A 21411-nucleotide genomic window follows, 5' to 3' on the forward strand; every position below is an offset into this window, starting at 1 on the left:
CCTGTGGTCGATGTTGATGCGCACTGTAACCAAGATTGTCGCGGGTGCGCACGCCCTGTAAATGCAAAGTCACTGGGGAATTATGCACGGTACTGGAACGATGCCTGTCGGACATGTCCGTGATGGCGCTTTGGATCTGCTCAAGTGGCTGGCGCTGTTGAGTATGGTGCTGGATCACTTGCGTTATGTCGGCTTGAGCCTGGATGGGCTGTATGTGCCAGGACGCCTGGCGTTCCCGTGGTTTTGCCTGGCGATTGCGGCAAACCTGCAACGGGCTCCGAACGCCCCGGTGACCGGCCATTGGCGTTACCTGGGCTGGCTGCTGCTGTTCAGTGTGATCAGCGAAGTGCCGTACCGATGGTTTATCGACGACGCGGATACGTTGAGCGTGTTGCCGACATTGGCGTTGGGCTTGCTGATTGCCCGAGGCTGGCAGCACAGGGCACTGGTTGATCGAGGGTTGGCGCTGATTGCGCTGACGCTGGCGGCGGTGTTTTCCACGCAACTGATGTTCGGTTTCTTTGGTTCATTGCTGCCGTTGGCGATGCTGCTGGTATTTCGGCGGCCCTGGTATTTCAGCGTCGTACCGGGCGTGGTGTGCGTGGCCGCCAACCAATGGCAGGTCTTGCTCAACAGCGGTTCAGCGGTGGCGTTGATGGGCTTGACCGCATGCCTGATTGCGCCATGGGTTGGCCTGATGGTGTTGCGACAGGCGAAGAAAACCTCGCCACCTGCGATGCGCCGCTGGGCATATGCCTTGTATCCGTTACATTTCTTGCTGTTGCTGGTGGTTCGGCAGGCGCTTGCCTGACGGCCAGTACCTACTTGTTGTGCTCGTGTTCGTCCAGCCAGCGAGGCGCGAACGGGTGGGCGGTATAGAGGTCGCGCATTTTCTGCACATCCTGTTCGAACCAGTCCTGTATCCATTGCCGATAGTGCACTGCGATAGCGCCGCCATTCACGGGGGCGGCGGCCTCGTCGGCGATGCACTGTGCGGCCATCATTCCAGACATCAGGGCCTTGAGCACGCCATGGGAAGCGCCTGGGTCCACCACGGTGGCGGCATCTCCGATGATGAAATAGCCGTTTCCGGCCGATTGGTTGCAGGCTCTCCAGGTGACGTCCGCGCCGTGTATGTTTCCCGCGCAGGCCAATGCTGCAACCGCGTGGGGAGCGGCAGAAGCCTTGCACACCTGGTCGTGGGCAAAGTACAGCCGCGTCCAGGTGTACAACTGCTGGCCGATATGGGCCGTCCAGTACCAGCCCGATCTATCCGCGAAGATACCCAGAGCACTTTCCTCGACATCCCCCCGCTTATAGCCATAGAGCGCGGTAAGGCCGGGGGAGCAGCGCCGCGTTGGCAGGCGCAGTTGGCGTGCCAACCAGCCATGCGCCCCGCTGGCGTCGACCAGGTGCCTGCACAGCAGCTGCTCGGTCTGGGTCTGGATGCCAACGACACGGCCTTTCTCCACCAGCACTTTTTTGGCCTCGCAGGGGTGCAGGGCGTGTACACCCGATGCGATGGCCTGCTTGAGTAAAAGCCCGTCAAGCGTTGCGCGCGGAATTTGAAACCCATGCCAAGCGCCACTGGCATCGTTTCCGAACGGTACGAAAGTGCGCTGTCTGTCCCACGTCACCCAACTTCCCGCCGGCCGGATAAACCCTGCGCTCAACACATGCTCAATGATGCCCAGTTTTTGAAAGAGGGGTTCTACGCCTGGATGTAATGTTTCGCCTGGGCGATGGCGTGGAAAAAAAAGGCGCTCGACAATGGCCACTTTCAGGCCACGCTGAGCGCACGAAATAGCAGCCGAACAGCCCGCTGGCCCGGCGCCGATAACAATAACGTCATAGTTATTCATCAGGACTGACTTGAACCCTGTTTAAACGCGCTGCCAAGGCTGTTCGCCTTGCTTGCGAAAAATGAAGTCTGGCCAGACCAGATACGTGGAAGTGTCTATAACTTTGATATGAACCTGGTCGAATTGGGGGGATTCAGCCGGCTCATAACGAATGAGTTCAAATCGGTAACCCAATCCGGACGGTGGGTTGAATAAGTGCTCATTCGTCGCGACGGTTTCCAGCTCGGCAGGTAGGGCGACCTGGAAGGAGTCGATAAACCAGTCCACAAAGGCATCACCGAGTGACAGTTTGACGCGTCGGAATGCGTCAAGCCGGGCTTGGTACTCCTGAGAGTCGACTTTGCCTGTCAGTGCCAGCGAGAACTTCCCTGCCAGCGCGTTCTCGGTGTAGTCGGCGTAGACAAACGCCTGATAAGCGTTATGTGTGTGGCCGTCAACGGCATAGGTTCGGGGTGGGGGCACGCCATCCCAGGGCGTACTGCCGTTTTTGCCGATCTCCTTATCTAGCATCGGCTTGATGGTCGGGCCGGCACCGCCGTCCGGCTCAAAGGATTGGGCCGAATCGGGCGCAACGGCCGGCCAGAATGAACTGAGGGCAGCACACAGCTTGGCATCTTCGGGGAAAGGGCTGCCCAGCCTGTAGGCGGCCAGATGTTCTACGTTGCCCCACGGGGTTTCGTAGTCCACCACGCCGACATCCCAGCCCGGTGCGAAATCGCCCGACGCCGCATCCGGAAGGTGAGAGGCGCGTCTGGCATGAGCAACTTTGGGCATGGCCCCGGCAAGGGCAGTGCAGGCGCCCTGCTGGGCAACAACGGCAGTGATGCCGACATCGGCGTAGGTAAAGTGCTTGGGGAACGATTGGAAATTAGCGGGGTGTCGTGAGTCGCACAGGCACTGAGGAGGCGTATGAAATACCGGCATTTGCCGATCCTCAGGCAGGCTCTCGAGCCATTCATTCAGGTGGCGTTGATTGCACAACGGGTAGAAGTCGGGCGCACAAATCAGTGAATACGCGCTCACCCGCTGCGGCAGGAAAATATCCAACGCGGCGCATTCGGCGCCAATCCAGCCGTCGGCGGTAAAGTCCAGGTAGTGCAGCGCTTTGAAGCCACCCTGCATCAGTTCGTCGAGCATGTCCGGCCGCTGATTGAGGTTGACGATGTTTCCCGCGTCATCGACTTGATGTCGAATATGCACATATTCTGGCGCGTCCGATGCCAGCTTCAGGCTGGATTCCAGCAGGCTTGGTTTTTTCGGCACATTGAACGACAGTGGAGCGCCTTGATAGTGCGCCACTTCAACCAGGCTGCTGCGCGCGGTAGCTGCCATTAACCCTGGGCCGAACGCGTGTTCGGGTAGCCAGTCACCGAGGCCATCGGTGATGACGAAGGGCGGTTGGCTGATATCCGGCTCTTCCCAGCCCGAACCCTCGCCCAGCTCCATGTGTATACGGCGAAGCTTCTCGTTTTTGTGCTGTGCCTGAAGTTGCACGTCGAGTGTCAGGCCGGCGATGCACTCGTTGCCGTTGAACAACTTGTGCAGGGGGACCCAGAAATCATGGCCTGCATCTTTCTTGTTAAAACGCATAGGGCCAAAGCTTGCACTGTCGCCCTTACGCTGTACCGCGATATAGGCACTGTACCGGGCCGGCAGGACGCGAATAGCGTGGGCGTGGTCCTCGACGAAAGGTAGGAAGCCCCTGCTTTTGGCATCGTACAAGGGCGCGGTGGTGCCCACGCGCGCGATACCGGTTCGCGAAAAGCACAAATCGGCCTGCACCTTGTGCACGGTGTCCGGTGCCGGGCGGTATTCCACAGCAAACACCACCACCGCTAGCGCGCCGCCATTGGCGCGCTCTTTCAATTGTTGAAGGCTCGGAGGTTGGCAGCCGTACACGTAGTTCATGAGGGTTTCCAGCTCTGCCGGGCTGGGATAAGCCTGGAGCGGGTTGTGCTGGGCATCCACGGTGACGTTGGCGTGGGCGAATGCGTGATACAGCAGGCTTTGTGCCGGTTTGCCGGGTTCAATGCCGCGTGTTCCGGCCAGGGCGAAGTCTTCAAACCCTGGGAGCGTTCGGTCCGCATGAATAATGTTGCGCAGTTCGCCTTCAAGGTCAGGCGCAAGAATGTCGATGCCATGGTGAAGCAATAAGTCGTGCCAACCGGCCGGGGCTAAACGTGTGCAGATATTTTTTACTTGCTCTATTAACGCCATGCTTAAACTCCTGATATTTCAAAGTAAGTCTCAAGCGGGATGCAAAGTGTCGAGCAGATGCACTGCCCGTTTGATCATTAAGTGACAGTTTTTCACGGCGTTGCAAAAAGAGTTTTGTAATGGCGTATTTGGATGTGGCTTTTAAATTTTTATTTTGCATGAGTGTATGTATTTGCTTGTGGGATATATCCCGCTTAGTTCAGGTTAAATAAACATTTGGGTGGGTTTTATTCCTGGCGGGCCTTTCTCATCTTTGCGCGCTTTGCTGTCAGCCCGACGGCAGCCTGCTCCCGATAAATCGCATCTGCGTCAGGGCATGTCGTAAACGCACCTTTGCGTGGCGTGCGCAGGCATTTGGCCCGCACGCGCCAGCCCTACCATCGCATCAAAGGGCCCTGCACGGGCCTCAACAATACGAAAGGCTGGGAGAGACGCGATGTTCAGCAAACAAGATCAGATCCAGGGTTACGACGATGCACTGTTGGCGGCCATGAACGCCGAGGAGCAACGTCAGGAAGATCACATCGAACTGATCGCGTCCGAGAACTACACCAGCAAACGCGTGATGCAGGCGCAAGGCAGCGGCCTCACCAACAAATACGCCGAAGGCTACCCGGGCAAGCGCTACTACGGTGGCTGCGAGCACGTAGACAAGGTCGAGGCACTGGCCATCGAGCGCGCCAAGCAGCTGTTCGGCGCCGATTACGCCAACGTGCAACCGCACTCTGGTTCGTCCGCCAACAGCGCGGTGTACCTGGCGCTGATCAATGCCGGCGACACCATCCTGGGCATGAGCCTGGCCCACGGCGGCCACCTGACCCACGGCGCCAAAGTGTCGTCCTCGGGCAAGCTGTACAACGCCGTACAGTACGGCATCAACACCGACACCGGCCTGATCGACTACGACGAAGTCGAACGCCTAGCCGTGGAGCACCAGCCGAAGATGGTCGTGGCCGGCTTCTCCGCTTATTCCAAAACCCTGGACTTCCCGCGTTTTCGCGCGATCGCCGATAAGGTTGGCGCGCTGCTGTTCGTCGACATGGCCCACGTCGCCGGCCTGGTCGCCGCCGGCCTGTACCCGAACCCACTGCCTTACGCCGACGTGGTCACCACCACCACCCACAAGACCCTGCGCGGTCCGCGTGGCGGCCTGATCCTGGCCAAGGCCAACGAAGCGATTGAGAAAAAACTCAACGCCGCCGTGTTCCCCGGTGCCCAGGGCGGCCCGCTGATGCACGTCATCGCCGGCAAGGCCGTGTGCTTCAAGGAAGCCCAGGAGCCGGGCTTCAAGGTCTACCAACAGCAGGTGATCGACAACGCCCAGGCCATGGCCGAGGTGTTTATCAAACGCGGCTACGATGTAGTGTCCGGCGGCACCGATAACCACCTGTTCCTGGTCAGCCTGATCCGTCAGGGCCTCACCGGCAAGGACGCGGACGCCGCCCTGGGCCGTGCCCACATCACCGTCAACAAGAACGCGGTGCCGAATGACCCGCAGTCGCCGTTCGTGACCTCGGGCCTGCGCATCGGCACCCCGGCGGTCACCACGCGTGGTTTCAAAGTGCCGCAGTGCGTTGAGTTGGCTGGCTGGATCTGCGACATCCTCGACAACCTCGGCGACGCCGACGTCGAGGCCAACGTGGCCAAGCACGTGTCTGCCTTGTGCGCTGATTTCCCGGTTTATCGCTGAGCGCGGTTTTGGAGTAATGACTATGCAACGCTACTCAGGCTTCGGCCTATTCAAGCACTCCCTCAGCCACCACGAAAACTGGCAGAAGATGTGGCGCACGCCCACCCCAAAAAAGGTCTACGACGTGGTCATCGTCGGCGGCGGCGGGCATGGTCTGGCAACCGCTTACTACCTGGCCAAGGAGCACGGCATCACCAACGTGGCCGTGGTCGAAAAGGGCTGGTTGGGCGGCGGTAACACCGCACGCAACACCACCATCGTGCGTTCCAACTACCTGTGGGACGAGTCGGCGCACCTGTATGAACACGCGATGAAACTCTGGGAAGGCCTGTCCCAGGACCTGAACTACAACGTGATGTTCTCCCAGCGCGGCGTGTATAACCTGTGCCACACCCTACAGGACATCCGGGATTCCGAGCGTCGCGTCAGCGCCAACCGTCTCAACGGCGTGGACGGCGAGTTGCTCAACGCCAAGCAGGTGGCCGACGAGATCCCGTACCTCGACTGCTCGAAAAACACCCGCTACCCGGTACTCGGCGCCACCGTGCAACGGCGCGGCGGCGTGGCCCGTCACGATGCCGTGGCCTGGGGCTTTGCCCGCGCCGCTGACGCACTCGGCGTGGACTTGATCCAGCAGACCGAAGTGATCGGTTTCCGCAAGGAAAACGGTGTATGCATCGGCGTGGAAACCAACAAAGGTTTTATCGGCGCCAAGCGCGTCGGTGTGGTCACCGCCGGTAACTCGGGGCACATGGCTTCGCTGGCGGGCTTTCGCCTGCCGATCGAGTCCCACCCGCTGCAAGCGTTGGTGTCGGAGCCGATCAAGCCGATTATCGACAGTGTGATCATGTCCAACGCCGTGCACGGCTACATCAGCCAGTCCGACAAGGGCGACCTGGTGATCGGTGCCGGTATTGACGGCTACAACGGCTACGGCCAGCGCGGCTCGTACCCGGTGATCGAACACACCATCCAGGCCATCGTCGAGATGTTCCCGGTGTTGTCCCGCGTGCGCATGAACCGCCAGTGGGGCGGCATCGTCGACACCACGCCGGACGCCTGCCCGATCATCTCCAAGACCCCGGTACCGAACATGTTCTTCAACTGCGGGTGGGGCACCGGTGGTTTCAAGGCCACCCCAGGCTCGGGCAACGTGTTTGCCGCCAGCCTCGCCAAGGGTGAAATGCACCCGTTGGCTGCACCTTTCTCCATCGACCGTTTCCACAACGGTGCGTTGATCGACGAACACGGCGCAGCGGCTGTCGCCCACTAACAGGAGAAATTTCCTATGTTGCATATCTTCTGTCCTCACTGTGGCGAACTGCGCTCCGAAGAGGAATTCCACGCGTCCGGCCAAGCGCATATCCCGCGCCCGCTGGACCCGAATGCTTGCACCGATGCGCAGTGGGGCGACTACATGTTCTTTCGCGACAACCCCCGTGGCCTGCATCACGAACTGTGGATTCACGCCGCCGGTTGCCGTCAGTACTTCAACGCCACCCGCGATACCCTGACCTACGAAATTCTTGAAACTTACAAGATTGGCGAGAAGCCGCAATTCACCGCCAAGGCTTCTGGAGAGAAGGTATGAGCCAGACCAATCGCCTGTCCAACGGTGGCCGCATCGACCGCAATAAAGTCCTGACGTTTACCTTCAACGGCCAGAGCTACAAAGGCTTTGAAGGCGACACCCTGGCCGCCGCCCTGTTGGCCAATGGCGTCGACATCATCGGCCGCAGCTTCAAGTACTCGCGCCCGCGCGGCATCTTTGCCGCCGGCGCCGAAGAGCCGAACGCGGTGCTGCAGATCGGCGCTACCGAAGCCACTCAAATTCCCAACGTGCGCGCCACGCAACAGGCGCTGTACCAGGGCTTGGTCGCCACCAGCACCAACGGCTGGCCGAGCGTGAACAACGACATGATGGGCATTCTCGGCAAGGTCGGCGGCAAGCTGATGCCGCCGGGTTTCTACTACAAAACCTTCATGTACCCGCAATCGTTCTGGATGACGTACGAGAAGTACATCCGCAAGGCTGCTGGTTTGGGCCGCTCGCCGACCGAGAACGACCCGGACACCTACGACAACTTCAACCGTCACTGCGACGTGCTGGTGGTCGGCGCAGGCCCTGCCGGCCTGGCCGCGGCACTGGCTGCCGCGCGCAGCGGTGCGCGGGTGATCATCGCTGATGAGCAGGAAGAGTTCGGTGGTTCGCTGCTCGATTCGCGTGAAAGCCTCGACGGCAAGCCGGCGACCGAATGGGTTGCCAGCGTCATCGCCGAACTCAAGGCCCTGCCGGACGTGGTGCTGCTGCCCCGCGCGACCGTCAACGGTTACCACGACCATAACTTCCTGACCATTCACGAACGCCTCACCGATCACCTGGGTGATCGTGCGCCGATCGGCGTGGTGCGTCAGCGTATCCACCGTGTGCGCGCCAAACGCGTAGTGCTGGCCACCGGTGCGTGCGAGCGCCCGCTGGTGTACGGCAACAACGACGTGCCGGGCAACATGCTCGCCGGCGCAGTCTCCACCTACGTGCGCCGCTACGGCGTGGCACCGGGCAAGAAACTGGTGCTGTCGACCAACAACGATCACGCCTACCGCGTTGCGCTGGACTGGCTCGATGCGGGTCTGCAAGTGGTCGCGGTGGCCGATGTACGCCACAACCCACGTGGCGCGTTGGTTGAAGAAGCCCGCGCCAAAGGCATCCGTATCCTCACCGGCAGCGCCGTGATCGAAGCCCGTGGCACCAAGCGCGTGACGGCTGCGCGTATCGCCGCGATTGACGTCAAGGCCCATAAAGTTACCAGTCCCGGCGAGTGGCTGGACTGCGACCTGGTGACCAGCTCCGGCGGTTACAGCCCAGTCGTTCACTTGGCCTCGCACCTGGGCGGCAAGCCGACCTGGCGTGAAGACATCCTCGGTTTCGTGCCGGGCGAAGCGCCGCAGAAACGCGTGTGCGTCGGCGGTATCAACGGTGTCTACGGCCTTGGCGATTCCCTGGCGGACGGTTTTGAAGGCGGCGTGCGCGCGGCCAGCGAAGCCGGTTTTGCACCGGTCGAAGGCACCTTGCCAAAAGCCCTGAGCCGCCTGGAAGAACCGACCCTGGGCATTTACCAAGTGCCGCACGATAAGCCCACCGCCCGCGCGCCAAAGCAATTCGTCGACCTGCAGAACGACGTGACCGCCGCCGCCATCGAGCTGGCGACACGCGAAGGTTTCGAGTCGGTCGAGCACGTCAAACGCTACACCGCGCTGGGCTTCGGCACCGACCAGGGCAAGCTGGGCAACGTCAACGGCCTGGCCATCGCGGCCCGTTCGCTGAACGTGACCATCCCGCAGATGGGCACCACCATGTTTCGTCCGAACTACACGCCGGTCACCTTCGGTGCGATTGCCGGACGCCACTGTGGGCACATTTTCGAGCCGGTACGCTACACCGCGCTGCAAGCCTGGCACGTGAAAAACGGCGCCGAGTTCGAAGACGTCGGCCAATGGAAGCGCCCATGGTACTTCCCACGCAACGGTGAAGACCTGCATGCCGCCGTGAAACGCGAATGCCTGGCCGTGCGCGACAGCGTCGGCCTGCTGGACGCGTCCACCCTGGGCAAGATCGACATCCAGGGCCCGGACGCGCGTGAGTTTCTCAACCGCATCTACACCAACGCCTGGACCAAGCTCGACGTGGGCAAGGCGCGCTACGGCCTGATGTGCAAGGAAGACGGCATGGTCTTCGACGACGGCGTCACTGCCTGTCTCGCCGACAACCACTTCCTGATGACCACCACCACCGGCGGCGCCGCCCGCGTGCTGCAGTGGCTGGAAATCTACCAGCAGACCGAATGGCCGGACCTCAAGGTGTATTTCACCTCGGTCACCGACCACTGGGCGACCATGACCCTGTCCGGCCCCAACAGCCGCAAGCTGCTGGCGGAAGTCACCGACATCGACCTGGACAAGGACGGCTTTCCGTTTATGACCTGGAAGGAAGGCCTGGTCGGCGGCGTGCCGGCGCGGGTGTTCCGTATTTCGTTTACCGGTGAGCTGTCGTACGAAGTCAACGTGCAGGCCGACTACGCCATGGGCGTGCTGGAACAGATCGTCGAGGCCGGCAAACAGTACAACCTGACCCCGTACGGCACCGAAACCATGCACGTATTGCGGGCCGAGAAGGGCTTCATCATCGTCGGCCAGGACACCGACGGCTCGATGACCCCGGACGACCTGAACATGGGCTGGTGCGTGGGCCGTACCAAGCCGTTCTCGTGGATCGGCTGGCGCGGGATGAACCGTGAAGACTGCGTGCGTGAAGAGCGCAAGCAACTGGTGGGGCTCAAACCGATTGATCCGAACGTGTGGCTGCCGGAAGGCGCGCAGTTGGTGTTCGATCCGAAGCAGACGATTCCGATGAAGATGGTCGGCCATGTCACCTCCAGCTATGCGCACAACTCCCTGGGTTATTCGTTTGCCATGGGCGTGGTGAAGGGCGGCTTGAAGCGTATCGGTGAGCGCGTGTTCTCACCGCAGGCCGATGGCAGCGTGATCGAGGCGGAGATTGTGTCTTCGGTGTTCTTCGACCCGAAAGGTGAGCGGCAGAACATCTGACAGACCGAGGCGCCTGCATCGCAGGCAAGCCAGCTCCCACAAAACATGTGGGAGCCGGGCTTGCCCGCGATGAGGCCAGAACAGTCACCACAGAATTCAGACAGGTGCTTTATGACAGCAGCCAATGTTTACCAACAACGCCCCACCACCGGTGCCAAGGCCGAGTCGTCGCTGCACCATGCCGACCTCGCCAGCCTGGTCGGCAAAGGCCGCAAGAACGCCGGCGTGACCGTGCGCGAAAAGAAACTCCTGGGCCACCTGACCATTCGTGGAGACGGCCATGACGCGGCCTTCGCCGCCGGCGTGCACAAGGCCCTGGGTATCGAGCTTCCCGGCGCCCTGACGGTTATCGTCAACGGCGACACCAGCCTGCAATGGCTCGGCCCGGACGAGTGGTTGTTGATCGTGCCGAGCGGCGAAGAGTTCGCCGCCGAGCAAAACCTGCGCGCAGCCCTGGGTGATTTGCATATTCAGATCGTCAACGTCAGCGGCGGCCAGCAGATCCTCGAACTGAGCGGCCCGAACGTGCGCGATGTGCTGATGAAATCCACCAGCTACGACGTGCACCCCAACAACTTCCCGGTAGGCAAGGCGGTGGGCACGGTGTTCGCCAAGTCGCAACTGGTGATCCGCCACACGGCCGAAGACACCTGGGAACTGCTGATTCGTCGCAGTTTCTCGGATTACTGGTGGTTGTGGCTGCAGGATGCCTCGGCCGAATTCGGCCTGAGCGTTCAAGCCTGATCGAATGAGCGCAAGAGGGCTGTTGTGGCGAGGGGGCTTGTCCCCCGTTGGAGCGCGCAGCGGTCCTATTAAGGTCAGCGCATTTTTCCTGAAATAACCGAGCAGCAGGTTTAAGGGCTGCTTCGCAGCCCAACGGGGGACAAGCCCCCTCGCCACAAGGGCCTGAGGATTGCACTATGAGCCGCGCACCTGATACATGGATTTTGACCGCCGACTGCCCCAGCGTGCTCGGCACGGTGGACGCGGTTACCCGCTACCTGTTCGAGCAGGGATGCTACGTTACCGAGCACCATTCGTTCGATGACCGGCTTTCGGGTCGGTTTTTCATCCGCGTGGAGTTCCGCCAGCCCGACGGCTTTGATGAGCAGGCATTCCGCGATGGCCTGGCCACGCGCGGCGAAGCCTTCGGCATGATCTTCGAGCTGACGGCGCCGAACTACCGGCCAAAAGTGGTGATCATGGTCTCCAAGGCCGATCACTGCCTTAATGACTTGCTGTACCGCCAGCGCATTGGGCAACTGTCGATGGACGTGGTTGCGGTGGTGTCCAATCACCCTGATTTGCAGCCGTTGGCTGACTGGCACCAGATTCCCTACTACCATTTTCCATTGGACCCCAACGACAAACCGTCCCAGGAACGTCAGGTGTGGCAAGTGGTGGAAGACACCGGCGCGGAACTGGTGATCCTTGCGCGCTACATGCAAGTGCTGTCGCCGGAGCTGTGCCGCAAGCTGGATGGCAAGGCGATCAACATCCACCACTCGTTGCTGCCAGGGTTCAAGGGCGCCAAGCCGTATCACCAGGCCTACAACAAGGGCGTGAAACTGGTCGGTGCCACAGCGCATTACATCAATAACGACTTGGATGAAGGGCCGATCATCGCCCAGGGCGTGGAGGTCGTGGATCACAGTCACTATCCTGAGGACTTGATCGCCAAGGGGCGAGATATTGAAGGGCTGACATTGGCCCGGGCGGTGGGGTATCACATTGAGCGGCGGGTGTTCTTGAACGCCAATCGGACGGTGGTGCTCTGACCGCCGCCTTCGCGAGCAAGCCCGCTCCCACATTTTGAATGTGTGAACCCAATCAAATGTGGGAGCTGGCTTGCCTGCGAAGAGGCCATCAGCAACAACACAAGAAACAGCATCTGTACCCAAGCACTTAACGCGCTGCCCATCCAACCGGCAACGCAGTTCCATAAAAACAACAGCGAGGTGAAAGCATGTCTGGTAATCGTGGTGTCGTGTATCTCGGCAACGGCAAGGTCGAAGTACAGAAAATCGACTATCCCAAAATGCAGGACCCCCGTGGCAGGAAGATCGAGCATGGCGTCATCCTGCGCGTGGTCTCCACCAATATCTGCGGCTCCGACCAACACATGGTGCGCGGCCGTACCACCGCCCAGACCGGCCTGGTGCTCGGTCACGAGATCACTGGTGAAGTGATCGAAATGGGCAGCGGCGTCGAAAACCTGAAAATCGGCGACCTGGTCTCGGTACCGTTCAACGTCGCCTGCGGACTCTGCCGCTCCTGCAAGGAACAACACACCGGTGTGTGCCTGAGCGTCAACCCGGCCCGTCCGGGCGGTGCTTACGGCTACGTCGACATGGGCGATTGGACCGGCGGCCAGGCCGAATACGTGTTGGTGCCTTACGCCGACTTCAACCTGCTCAAACTGCCGGACCGCGATAAGGCCATGGAGAAAATCCGTGACCTGACCTGCCTGTCCGACATCCTGCCGACCGGCTATCACGGCGCCGTCACCGCTGGCGTTGGCCCAGGCAGCACCGTCTATATCGCAGGTGCCGGCCCAGTAGGCCTGGCGGCTGCCGCTTCCGCACGCCTATTGGGCGCGGCAGTGGTGATCATCGGCGACGTCAACCCGATTCGCCTGGCCCACGCCAAGGCCCAGGGTTTTGAGATCGCCGACCTGTCCACCGACACGCCATTGCACGAACAGATCGCCGCGCTGCTCGGCGAGCCGGAAGTGGACTGCGCTGTCGATGCCGTCGGCTTTGAAGCACGCGGCCACGGCCACGACGGCGTCAAGGCCGAAGCCCCGGCCACCGTGCTCAACTCGCTGATGGGCGTGGTGCGCGTGGCAGGCAAGATCGGTATCCCTGGCCTTTACGTTACCGAAGATCCAGGTGCCGTCGACGCCGCCGCAAAAATGGGCAGCCTGAGCATTCGCTTCGGCCTGGGCTGGGCCAAATCCCACAGCTTCCACACTGGGCAAACCCCGGTGATGAAGTACAACCGCCAGTTGATGCAGGCGATCATGTGGGACCGCATCAACATCGCTGAAATCGTCGGCGTGCAGGTGATCAGCCTGGATGACGCGCCACGTGGGTATGGCGAGTTCGATGCGGGTGTGCCGAAGAAGTTTGTGATTGATCCGCACAAGTTGTTTAGTGCGGCGTAAGGCGTTGGGCAAATGAAAAAGGGCGACCCGTGGGTCGCCCTTTCTTATTTTTGTAGATTCAGCCTCAAATTCGGAACGGCGGTTTTGTCCTCCTCAACAATGGTTTTTCCGCCGTAGTTGCACCTAGGTACTCCATTAACCACCTCGTAGGACTCGGGTGCAAGTCCGTACTTGTCCGCCAGGTAGTCATCCGTTGTTCCAGCAGTTTCTCCTGTCCAGGAGCCTTCAGCATTAGATGAAGTGTATTTGAAACCGTCTTCGAATTTCTTTTCCGTACCCACAAAATACTCTTGCTTTGTGGGCTCTGACTTTATCTCGTTGACTTTTGGGCATTTATCTATGTCGGCAGCATAAGCATTGCCAGCTAATAAACAGGCAGCCATCAAGCCTAAAACTAACGTCTTATCCATTTTTCCGTTCCCTGAAACGAGGTGTGGAACTGGATCTTAATAAGCGTGATAAGCGAAGCCTACTGTGAGAAATGACAGTTATTCATATCGACAAGAAATAAGAAGAGGGGGGTATATTCCGTCTATTTCATTATGAGCGGCAGCAGGGGCTTTAAAAATGTCGGGCAACTGACCGCTCATATCACATGCTTTGAGGGTTAACGCGTTGCCAGTGCCCCTTGATACACCGTAGGGCCGGTTGGCTGCTTACTTACTGAACCACCTTTGGTTTCTGAACTTACCATCAAATCCACCGGTTGTTTGATCGTCTCCTGCTGGCGGGGATTCAGGCCAATGATACCTTTGCCATCCTCCGGCAACAGGCCAAGGGATACCGGCGCGCCGTCTTTGGGTATCGCCCAGAGTTCAAGGCTTTGGTCCGGTGCCGGCGCCGTGGAGGCAATCGGTTCTACTTCCAGATAATCCTTGTGGGCCATGATCTGCGCAGCCGGCTGCTGGGTGGTGGTCACCAGGGTGGCGGCGGACTTGACGCTGTCCTGGGTGTAGAGCGCGCCGCCGATGCCGGCAACCACGACCACACAGGCGCCGATAAACAGGCGAGGGCGGCTCCAGAACGCAGGCTTGTGCTCAATCACTTGGGGCTGGATCGTAGTCATAAGTCTCTTCCCGACAAATTTTAGTCAGTTCATTGACCGGCTTATTGCCGATTGGGTTCCGGGAGCCTTGGAACAACCGACGGGATGCCCAGTCAAACGCCTGCTTTCGCCCCTACACCCAGAGGTTGTTCCAATGAAGATTTCACGCGGTTTCGCCCTTTCCTGCCTGATGACCCTGGCCGCCGGCCCAGTGTTCGCTGCCGGGTTCAGCCTTGGCGACGCGGCCAATGCCATCTCCGGCATGCAAGGGGGGAACAACAAGGCGGCCGCCGCCGCGCCGTCGTCCGAGACGGCCGGCTTGCTCAGCGCACTGACCTCCCAACTCAATATCACTCCCGAACAAGCCGTTGGCGGCACGGGCGCCATGCTGGGCCTGGCCAAGAACAAGCTGAGCGGTAACGATTATTCGCAACTGGGCAACAGCGTGCCGGGTCTTGACCAGTTGTCGGGCAATAACGCCTTGGGCAGCCTCGGCGCCTTGAGCGGTTTGCTCGGCCAGACCGGCGGCAGCAAGACCAGCGGCCTGGACGGCCTGCTGGGTAACGTCAAGAACACCAACGACCTGAATACCGCCTTCAGCGCCTTGGGCATGGACAGTGGCATGGTCGGCCAGTTTGCCCCGGTGATCCTGCAATACCTGGGCGGCCAGGGCGCCAACAGTTCGTTGCTGGGCAAGCTGGCCCAGGCCTGGGGCACTGGCAGCTAAAGAGATTCGGCGCGCAATTGCTCGATGCGCGCGTTCTTCTCCATCCAGAGCTGGTTCACCCAGTTCTGGACCGTTTGGCGAAACGCCGGGTCGTTCTCGTAATCCCCTTGCCACAACGCCGGATTCAGCTCGCGGGTGCGGATATCAATGATGACGTTGGGCACCGACCCGCAGATCAAATCCCAGAACCCCGGGATCTTCTGCTGCGGATAGACCACGGTCACGTCAAGCACCGCATCCAGTTGCTCGCCCATCGCGGCCAGCACAAACGCCACGCCGCCCGCCTTGGGCTTGAGCAAGCGGCTGAACGGTGAACCCTGCTGTGCCCGTTTGGCTTCGCTGAACCGCGTACCTTCCAGGTAATTGACCACCGTCACCGGCTGGCGCTTGAAGAGTTCGCAGGCCTCTTTGGTGATCTTTAAATCCTGCCCGGCCAGTTCCGGGTGCTTGGCCAGGAATGCCTTGGTGTAACGCTTCATGAACGGGTAATCCAGCGCCCACCAGGCCAGGCCCAGGAACGGCACCCAGATCAGCTCTTTTTTCAGGAAGAATTTGAAGAACGGCGTGCGTCGGTTGAACGCCTGGATCAGCGCCGGGATATCCACCCACGACTGGTGGTTACTGATCACCAGGTAGCTGGTGTCACTGCGTAAATCGTCACCGCCGCGAATGTCCCATTGGGTGGGGATGCACAGCGCAAAAATCAGCTTGTCGATCTCGGCCCAGGTTTCGGCGATCCACATCACCGCCCATGACATGTAGTCGCGGTAGCGACCGGGAGCCACCAGCTTGAGCAGGGCGAACACTGTCAACGGGCCGATGAGGACCAAGGTGTTGAGCAAGAGCAGCAATGAGACCAGACAGCCGGTGAGCAGGCGGCGCATAAATAACTCTTGGGATCCTGTGGGCGGGTCATGATAAGCAGCTTGAGTCCAGAGGCCAAATCCTGATTCGCCGGCCGAATGTGATCGTTCCCACGCTCTGCGTGGAAATGCAGCCCCGGACGCTCTGCGTCTGCTGTTAAAGTCGTGACGCAGAGCGTCACATCAGGCGTGCCCACGCAGAGCGTGGGCACGATCAATGCTGGTGTGAGCTAACTAAGCGCTGTGTTTGCGGTCTAGAATCCGCCTACTTCTTTTCGAGGAAATCACGTCGTGAAACTGCTATTCGCCTCGCTCGCCCTGGTTGCCTTGCCCGTCATGGCCGCCGAACCGACCCTGTACGGTCGCTACGAATACATCCAGTTGCCGGAGATCGGCGAAACCTTCAAGGCCAAGATGGACACCGGCGCATTGACGGCTTCGCTGTCGGCCCGCGACATCGAAACCTTCACCCGTGACGGCGACGACTGGGTGCGTTTCCGCCTTGGCGGCAAGGACGCTACCGACAAAGTCTACGAACACAAGGTTTCGCGTATCAGCAAGATCAAGAGTCGCTCCGACGAGGACGACGACAAGGACGAAGCCAGCGTGGCCAAGCGCCCGGTCATCGACCTGGAAATGTGCCTGGGCAAGGTCAAGCGCACCGTCGAAGTCAACCTCACCGACCGCAGCAGCTTCAACTACCCCTTGCTGATCGGCGCCAAGGCCCTGCGTGAATTCGACGCTGCGGTAAACCCGGCCCGTCGCTACACTGCCGACAAACCGGACTGCTGACGGACCCACATGCCGCATATCCTGATTGTCGAAGACGAAGCGGCGATAGCCGACACGCTGATATTCGCCCTGCAAGGCGAGGGCTTTACCACCACCTGGCTGACACTCGGCCAGGCGGCGCTGGAGCATCAGCGCCAGACCCCGGCCGACCTGATCATCCTCGACATCGGCCTGCCGGACATCACGGGCTTTGAAACCTGCAAGCAACTGCGCCGATTCAGCGAAGTGCCGGTGATGTTCCTCAGCGCGCGGGACGGCGAGATCGACCGCGTGGTGGGGCTGGAGATCGGCGCCGACGATTACGTGGTCAAGCCCTTCAGCCCTCGGGAAGTCACCGCGCGGGTCAGGGCGATTCTCAAACGAATTGGCCCGAGTGCTGCGCCCATCGTGTTCCAGGTTGACCTGGAGCGCATGCAGATTACTTATCGCGGCCAGCCGTTGAGCCTCACGCGTCATGAGTTCCGCCTGCTGCAAAGCCTGCTGGAGCAACCCGAGCGCGTGTTCAGCCGCGAGCAACTGCTGGACGCGGTCGGTGTGCCGGCCGATGCCGGTTACGAGCGCAATATCGACAGCCATATCAAAAGCCTGCGCGGCAAATTGCGCAACGTGGCCGCCGACGCCGAGCCGATCCAGACCCATCGCGGCCTCGGCTACAGCTACAGCCCGAGCCACAGCTGATGCGCCTGGGGCTGCGGATTTTCCTGGTGTATGCGCTGTTTATCGGCCTCACCGGCTACTTTGTGCTCAGCACCGTGATGAAAGAAATCCGCCCCGGCGTGCGCCAGTCCACCGAAGAAACCCTGGTGGACACCGCCAACCTGCTGGCCGAGATCCTGCGCGACGACGTCAAAAACGGCACGCTCGGCCAGAGCCACTGGCCGGAGCTGCTCAAGGCCTACGGCAATCGCCAGCCGGGGGCGACCATCTGGGGGCTGCCGAAGAACCAGGTCAACCACCGTATCTATGTCACCGACGCCAAGGGCACCGTATTGCTCGACTCCACGGGTACGGCGGTGGGGCAGGATTATTCCAAGTGGAACGACGTGTACCTGACCCTGCGCGGTGAGTACGGCGCGCGTTCTTCGCGCAACGAACTGGATGATCCCACCTCGTCGGTGATGCACGTGGGCGCACCGATCCGCGACAACGGGCAGATCATCGGCGTGGTCACCGTGGCCAAGCCGAACAGCTCATTGCAGCCCTATGTCGACCGCACCGAGCGCCGCCTGCTGTGGTACGGCGCCGGCCTGGTGATTCTCGGCCTGTTGCTCGGCGCGCTGCTCTCCTGGTGGCTGAGCGTTGCGCTACGCCGGTTGACGGCGTACGCCGAGGCGGTCAGCGAAGGCCGGCGCGCCGAGTTGCCGTATTACCGGGGCGGCGAGCTCAAGCAGTTGTCCACCGCCGTGGAACACATGCGCACACAGCTGGAAGGCAAAGCCTACGTCGAACATTACGTGCATACACTGACTCATGAACTGAAAAGCCCATTGGCCGCGATACGCGGCGCGGCGGAGCTGTTGCAGGGCGACATGAGCCGCGAACAACAGCAGCGCTTTGTCGGCAATATCGACAGCGAGAGCGCGCGCCTGCAGCAGTTGATCGAACGCTTGCTGAACCTGGCGCAGGTCGAGCAACGCCAGGGGCTGGAGGAGCAGGCCAGTATCCCGTTGGCGGCCATGGTCGATGAAGTGCTCAAGGCTCAGTGCGCACGCATTGAGGGCGCCGGCTTGCAGGTCGAGCAGACGATTGCGGAGGGTGTGAAGGTGTATGGCGAACCGTTCCTGCTGCGTCAGGCCCTGGGCAACCTGCTGGACAATGCCTTGGACTTCACCCCGCCCGGCGGCCTGTTGAAGTTCAGCGCGCAGGTGCGCCACAACGATGTGCAGGTGAGCCTGTTCAACCAGGCCGCGCCGATTCCCGACTACGCGTTGCCGCGCCTGAGCGAACGTTTCTATTCGCTGCCGCGCCCGGCCAGCGGGCGCAAAAGTACCGGGCTGGGCCTCAACTTTGTCGAGGAAGTGATGAAACTGCACGGTGGCGCGTTGCAGATCGGCAACGTGCCCGGCGGCGTGCAAGCGGTGCTGCATCTCCACACAGTCTCCACATTGCCCACATAAATCCCCCACACGGGCTGCTCAGACTCTCCCCATCAAAACAGGGAGAGACCCCATGAACCGCAGCCTGCTTTTCAAACTTGGCGCGATTGCGCTGCTGATTTTGCTGTTGCTGATTCCGCTGCTGATGATCAACGGCATCATCGCCGACCGTCAGTTCACGCGCGACAACGTGCTGGAAGACATCGCCCGCAGTTCCAGTAACAGCCAGCGCCTCACCGGCCCGGTGATGGTGGTGCCGTATCGCAAGACCGTGCGCGAGTGGAAGCTCAATGAAAAACTCAACAAGCGCTACGAAGTCACCCGTGAGGAACGGGGTCGTCTGTATTTCCTGCCGGACCGTTTCGAGCTGGACGGCAAGGTGCAAACGGAGCTGCGTGCGCGGGGCATCTACCAGGCGCGGCTGTTCCATGCCGACAACCGCATCAGCGGGCGTTTCGAGCTGCCTGCGCAGTTGGGCATTACCGAGAACTTTGCCGATTACCGCTTCGAACCGGCGTTTCTGGCGGTGGGCATCAGCGATATCCGTGGCATCGAAAACGCATTGAAGCTTGAGCTCGGCGGCCAGCAATTGGAATTCGAACCGGGCTCCCAGGTGGACTGGCTGGGTGAGGGCGTGCACGTGATGCTGCCGGAACAGGACAGCAAAAAACCCAACGCCGTAGCGTTTGCCTTTGACCTGCGCCTGCAAGGCACCGAGCAACTGCAAGTGGTGCCGGTGGGCAAGACCAGCCAAGTGTCGCTCGCCTCCAACTGGCCGCACCCCAGCTTCATCGGCAACTTCCTGCCGGCGCAACGCGAGATTACCGACAAGGGCTTTAGCGCCAACTGGCAGACCTCATTCTTTTCCACCAACCTAGAGCAAGCCCTGCAAACCTGCCTGGACGGCCAGGGCTGTGACGACTTCAACAGCCGCAGCTTCGGCGTGAACTTCATCGACCCGGTGGACCAGTACCTCAAGAGCGAGCGTGCGATCAAATATGCGCTGCTGTTCATCGCCCTGACCTTTGCCGGCTTCTTCCTCTTCGAAGTGCTCAAGAGCCTGACGGTGCACCCGATCCAGTACGCCTTGGTGGGCTTTGCGCTGGCGTTCTTTTACCTGCTGTTGTTGTCGTTGTCCGAGCACCTTGGCTTCGCCATGGCCTACCTCATCTCGGCCAGTGCCTGCGTGTTGTTGATTGGTTTCTACGTGTGCCATGTGCTGCGCAGCGTTGCCCATGGCCTGGGCTTCTCGGCGGGGTTGGCGGCGCTGTATGGCTTGTTGTACGGCCTGTTGAGTGCCGAGGATTATGCGTTGTTGATGGGCTCGTTGTTGCTGTTCGGCCTGTTGGGTACGGTGATGGTGCTGACGCGCAAACTGGATTGGTATGGGGTGGGCAAGGGCAAGAAGGCCGAGCCGCTGCAGTTTGACCTGGAGGCGGTGCAATGATCGGGTTGCGTGAGGATCAGCAGATGAAGGCGCGGATGATCGACTTCCTCAACCATGCCGCCGAACACTGTGGGAGCTGGCTTGCCTGCGATGGCGGCGTGTCATCCAACACATCTTTTTGCGACCCACCGCTATCGCAGGCAAGCCAGCTCCCACACTGGACGGTGGTGGAGGTTAGACCGGCGGTTGTGTCTGCTGCATCGAAGGCCGTTGGCTGACCTCTGCGTACCACTGGGCAAGCTTGGGATTTTCCGACCGCCAGTGCATGTCCGGATGCCGGAAATCGAGGTAACCCAAGGCGCAGGCCACGCTGATGGCGGCGATGTCGAAGTGGCTGGCCAATTCGGCGATGGCGTCCGCTTCCAGTTCCGCGAGGGTGCGGCGGATCTTGTTGCGCTGCTCGTCGAGCCATTGATCCCAGTGCTTTTCCACCGGGCGCAGGGCGGTCTCGTAGCGCACCAGCACGGCGGCGTCCATGATGCCGTCGGCCATCGAGGCCAGGGTCAGGCGGCGCCAGCGGGCCGAGCCGTCACGGGGGATCAGTGGGTTGCCGACGTGCTGGTGGTCGAAATAATCGAGGATCACGCGGCTGTCATGCAGTACCGTGCCGTCGGCCAGGCGCAGGGCCGGGATCTTGCCCACGGGGTTGCCCTCTACCAGCTGTGCATCGGGGTTGACCGGGGTCGGCATGCAGCCGTGCAGCGTCACGCGGTCCTGCTGGCCGGTTTCAGCCAGCAGCACGCGCACCTTGCGAACGAAGGGTGAAGCGGGGTTGTGGAACAGGGTCATGCTGGGCGCGGACATGGATGTTTCCCTTGTAGGAGCGAGCTTGCTCGCGAAAGACGTCAACGATAACGCAGGGCAACAGGTTTGACGTGGCGCTCTCGCGTTTTTCGCGAGC

At 60.7% G+C, this 21411-nt stretch carries 19 protein-coding genes; 13 read left to right on the top strand and 6 right to left on the bottom strand.

Translation table 11 applies throughout. The annotated features are described in order from the left end of the window. Window positions 1-82 precede the first annotated feature (82 nt). Window positions 83-811, top strand: coding sequence for a TraX family protein (locus tag ACLH0H_RS11400; RefSeq protein WP_411382070.1), 729 nt, complete (start codon window positions 83-85; stop codon window positions 809-811). Window positions 812-821: 10 nt separating this feature from the next. Here the strand turns inward: ACLH0H_RS11400 and ACLH0H_RS11405 are convergent, their stop codons facing one another. After that, window positions 822-1862 (bottom strand): NAD(P)/FAD-dependent oxidoreductase, encoded by a 1041-nt coding sequence (locus ACLH0H_RS11405; protein ID WP_411382071.1) that lies wholly within the window; start codon window positions 1860-1862, stop codon window positions 822-824. Window positions 1863-1883: 21 nt separating this feature from the next. Continuing rightward, a complete protein-coding gene (locus ACLH0H_RS11410) occupies window positions 1884-4079 on the bottom strand; it encodes a hypothetical protein (protein WP_411382072.1) in 2196 nt (731 codons plus the stop codon). A gap of 436 nt (window positions 4080-4515) precedes the next feature. Between ACLH0H_RS11410 and ACLH0H_RS11415 the strand changes: the two genes are divergently transcribed. From ACLH0H_RS11415 to fdhA, 7 genes are all read left to right on the top strand, one after another. Continuing rightward, the gene (locus ACLH0H_RS11415; protein ID WP_124360105.1) at window positions 4516-5769 is read left to right on the top strand and encodes a serine hydroxymethyltransferase; all 1254 of its coding nucleotides are present in this window, start codon (window positions 4516-4518) and stop codon (window positions 5767-5769) included. 22 nt (window positions 5770-5791) lie between these two features. Next, window positions 5792-7042, top strand: a complete 1251-nt coding sequence (locus ACLH0H_RS11420; RefSeq protein WP_010207084.1) for a sarcosine oxidase subunit beta — start codon at window positions 5792-5794, stop codon at window positions 7040-7042. Between the two features lie 15 nt (window positions 7043-7057). Beyond that, a complete protein-coding gene (locus ACLH0H_RS11425) occupies window positions 7058-7360 on the top strand; it encodes a sarcosine oxidase subunit delta (RefSeq protein ID WP_307388585.1) in 303 nt (100 codons plus the stop codon). Beyond that, window positions 7357-10374 carry a sarcosine oxidase subunit alpha gene (locus ACLH0H_RS11430; RefSeq protein ID WP_411382073.1) on the top strand — a complete coding sequence of 1006 codons (3018 nt, stop codon included), beginning with the start codon at window positions 7357-7359 and terminating at the stop codon, window positions 10372-10374. The genes ACLH0H_RS11425 and ACLH0H_RS11430 overlap by 4 nt, the downstream gene beginning before the upstream one ends. 111 nt (window positions 10375-10485) lie before the next feature. Continuing rightward, the gene (locus ACLH0H_RS11435; RefSeq protein ID WP_411382074.1) at window positions 10486-11118 is read left to right on the top strand and encodes a sarcosine oxidase subunit gamma; all 633 of its coding nucleotides are present in this window, start codon (window positions 10486-10488) and stop codon (window positions 11116-11118) included. 176 nt (window positions 11119-11294) lie between these two features. Next, on the top strand, window positions 11295-12152 hold the full coding sequence (gene purU / locus ACLH0H_RS11440; RefSeq protein WP_076953247.1) for a formyltetrahydrofolate deformylase: 858 nt from the start codon (window positions 11295-11297) through the stop codon (window positions 12150-12152). A 188-nt stretch (window positions 12153-12340) separates the two neighbouring features. Then, entirely contained in the window at window positions 12341-13540 is a 1200-nt protein-coding gene (gene fdhA / locus ACLH0H_RS11445; RefSeq protein ID WP_076953248.1) for a formaldehyde dehydrogenase, glutathione-independent, read from the top strand. Window positions 13541-13584: 44 nt separating this feature from the next. Here fdhA and ACLH0H_RS11450 read toward each other — a convergent pair whose 3' ends face one another. Continuing rightward, window positions 13585-13950 (bottom strand): hypothetical protein, encoded by a 366-nt coding sequence (locus ACLH0H_RS11450; RefSeq protein WP_411382075.1) that lies wholly within the window; start codon window positions 13948-13950, stop codon window positions 13585-13587. 197 nt (window positions 13951-14147) lie between these two features. Next, complete coding sequence (locus ACLH0H_RS11455) at window positions 14148-14606, bottom strand: anti-sigma factor domain-containing protein (RefSeq protein ID WP_411382076.1); 459 nt, start codon at window positions 14604-14606, stop codon at window positions 14148-14150. A 133-nt stretch (window positions 14607-14739) separates the two neighbouring features. On the opposite strand from ACLH0H_RS11455, the gene ACLH0H_RS11460 reads away from it, so the two are divergent. Next, the gene (locus ACLH0H_RS11460) at window positions 14740-15312 is read left to right on the top strand and encodes a DUF2780 domain-containing protein (protein ID WP_076953249.1); all 573 of its coding nucleotides are present in this window, start codon (window positions 14740-14742) and stop codon (window positions 15310-15312) included. Here ACLH0H_RS11460 and ACLH0H_RS11465 read toward each other — a convergent pair. Further along, window positions 15309-16196, bottom strand: a complete 888-nt coding sequence (locus ACLH0H_RS11465; RefSeq protein WP_411382077.1) for an acyltransferase — start codon at window positions 16194-16196, stop codon at window positions 15309-15311. The genes ACLH0H_RS11460 and ACLH0H_RS11465 overlap by 4 nt on opposite strands. 270 nt (window positions 16197-16466) lie before the next feature. On the opposite strand from ACLH0H_RS11465, the gene ACLH0H_RS11470 reads away from it, so the two are divergent. Genes ACLH0H_RS11470 through creD form a run of 4 tightly spaced genes read left to right on the top strand, consistent with a single transcriptional unit; the run spans window position 16467 to window position 20510 of the window. Beyond that, entirely contained in the window at window positions 16467-16967 is a 501-nt protein-coding gene (locus ACLH0H_RS11470) for an ATP-dependent zinc protease (protein WP_411382078.1), read from the top strand. 9 nt (window positions 16968-16976) lie between these two features. Continuing rightward, window positions 16977-17645, top strand: a complete 669-nt coding sequence (gene creB, locus ACLH0H_RS11475) for a two-component system response regulator CreB (RefSeq protein ID WP_186694085.1) — start codon at window positions 16977-16979, stop codon at window positions 17643-17645. Then, window positions 17645-19084: a two-component system sensor histidine kinase CreC gene (gene creC / locus ACLH0H_RS11480; RefSeq protein ID WP_411382079.1), complete on the top strand. Its 1440-nt coding sequence runs from the start codon at window positions 17645-17647 to the stop codon at window positions 19082-19084. The genes creB and creC overlap by 1 nt, the downstream gene beginning before the upstream one ends. Window positions 19085-19136: 52 nt before the next feature. Continuing rightward, the gene (gene creD, locus ACLH0H_RS11485) at window positions 19137-20510 is read left to right on the top strand and encodes a cell envelope integrity protein CreD (RefSeq protein WP_411382080.1); all 1374 of its coding nucleotides are present in this window, start codon (window positions 19137-19139) and stop codon (window positions 20508-20510) included. Between the two features lie 174 nt (window positions 20511-20684). On the opposite strand, the gene ACLH0H_RS11490 is transcribed toward creD, so the two are convergent. Further along, window positions 20685-21314: a glutathione S-transferase family protein gene (locus ACLH0H_RS11490; protein WP_411382081.1), complete on the bottom strand. Its 630-nt coding sequence runs from the start codon at window positions 21312-21314 to the stop codon at window positions 20685-20687. Window positions 21315-21411: the final 97 nt, after the last annotated feature.

Origin of the sequence: Pseudomonas sp. MPB26, assembly GCF_046605355.1 — a bacterium.
In the GTDB taxonomy this organism is placed as follows: Bacteria; Pseudomonadota; Gammaproteobacteria; order Pseudomonadales; family Pseudomonadaceae; genus Aquipseudomonas; species Aquipseudomonas cedrina.

Excerpts from the sequence above, each read along its gene's own strand:
- ACLH0H_RS11400 (WP_411382070.1), top strand. The coding sequence starts at position 83 with ATGCACGGTACTGGAACGATGCCTGTCGGACATGTCCGTGATGGCGCT.
- ACLH0H_RS11405 (WP_411382071.1), bottom strand. The coding sequence starts at position 1,862 with ATGAATAACTATGACGTTATTGTTATCGGCGCCGGGCCAGCGGGCTGT.
- ACLH0H_RS11410 (WP_411382072.1), bottom strand. The coding sequence starts at position 4,079 with ATGGCGTTAATAGAGCAAGTAAAAAATATCTGCACACGTTTAGCCCCG.
- ACLH0H_RS11415 (WP_124360105.1), top strand. The coding sequence starts at position 4,516 with ATGTTCAGCAAACAAGATCAGATCCAGGGTTACGACGATGCACTGTTG.
- ACLH0H_RS11420 (WP_010207084.1), top strand. The coding sequence starts at position 5,792 with ATGCAACGCTACTCAGGCTTCGGCCTATTCAAGCACTCCCTCAGCCAC.
- ACLH0H_RS11425 (WP_307388585.1), top strand. The coding sequence starts at position 7,058 with ATGTTGCATATCTTCTGTCCTCACTGTGGCGAACTGCGCTCCGAAGAG.
- ACLH0H_RS11430 (WP_411382073.1), top strand. The coding sequence starts at position 7,357 with ATGAGCCAGACCAATCGCCTGTCCAACGGTGGCCGCATCGACCGCAAT.
- ACLH0H_RS11435 (WP_411382074.1), top strand. The coding sequence starts at position 10,486 with ATGACAGCAGCCAATGTTTACCAACAACGCCCCACCACCGGTGCCAAG.
- purU (WP_076953247.1), top strand. The coding sequence starts at position 11,295 with ATGAGCCGCGCACCTGATACATGGATTTTGACCGCCGACTGCCCCAGC.
- fdhA (WP_076953248.1), top strand. The coding sequence starts at position 12,341 with ATGTCTGGTAATCGTGGTGTCGTGTATCTCGGCAACGGCAAGGTCGAA.
- ACLH0H_RS11450 (WP_411382075.1), bottom strand. The coding sequence starts at position 13,950 with ATGGATAAGACGTTAGTTTTAGGCTTGATGGCTGCCTGTTTATTAGCT.
- ACLH0H_RS11455 (WP_411382076.1), bottom strand. The coding sequence starts at position 14,606 with ATGACTACGATCCAGCCCCAAGTGATTGAGCACAAGCCTGCGTTCTGG.
- ACLH0H_RS11460 (WP_076953249.1), top strand. The coding sequence starts at position 14,740 with ATGAAGATTTCACGCGGTTTCGCCCTTTCCTGCCTGATGACCCTGGCC.
- ACLH0H_RS11465 (WP_411382077.1), bottom strand. The coding sequence starts at position 16,196 with ATGCGCCGCCTGCTCACCGGCTGTCTGGTCTCATTGCTGCTCTTGCTC.
- creB (WP_186694085.1), top strand. The coding sequence starts at position 16,977 with ATGCCGCATATCCTGATTGTCGAAGACGAAGCGGCGATAGCCGACACG.
- creC (WP_411382079.1), top strand. The coding sequence starts at position 17,645 with ATGCGCCTGGGGCTGCGGATTTTCCTGGTGTATGCGCTGTTTATCGGC.
- creD (WP_411382080.1), top strand. The coding sequence starts at position 19,137 with ATGAACCGCAGCCTGCTTTTCAAACTTGGCGCGATTGCGCTGCTGATT.
- ACLH0H_RS11490 (WP_411382081.1), bottom strand. The coding sequence starts at position 21,314 with ATGTCCGCGCCCAGCATGACCCTGTTCCACAACCCCGCTTCACCCTTC.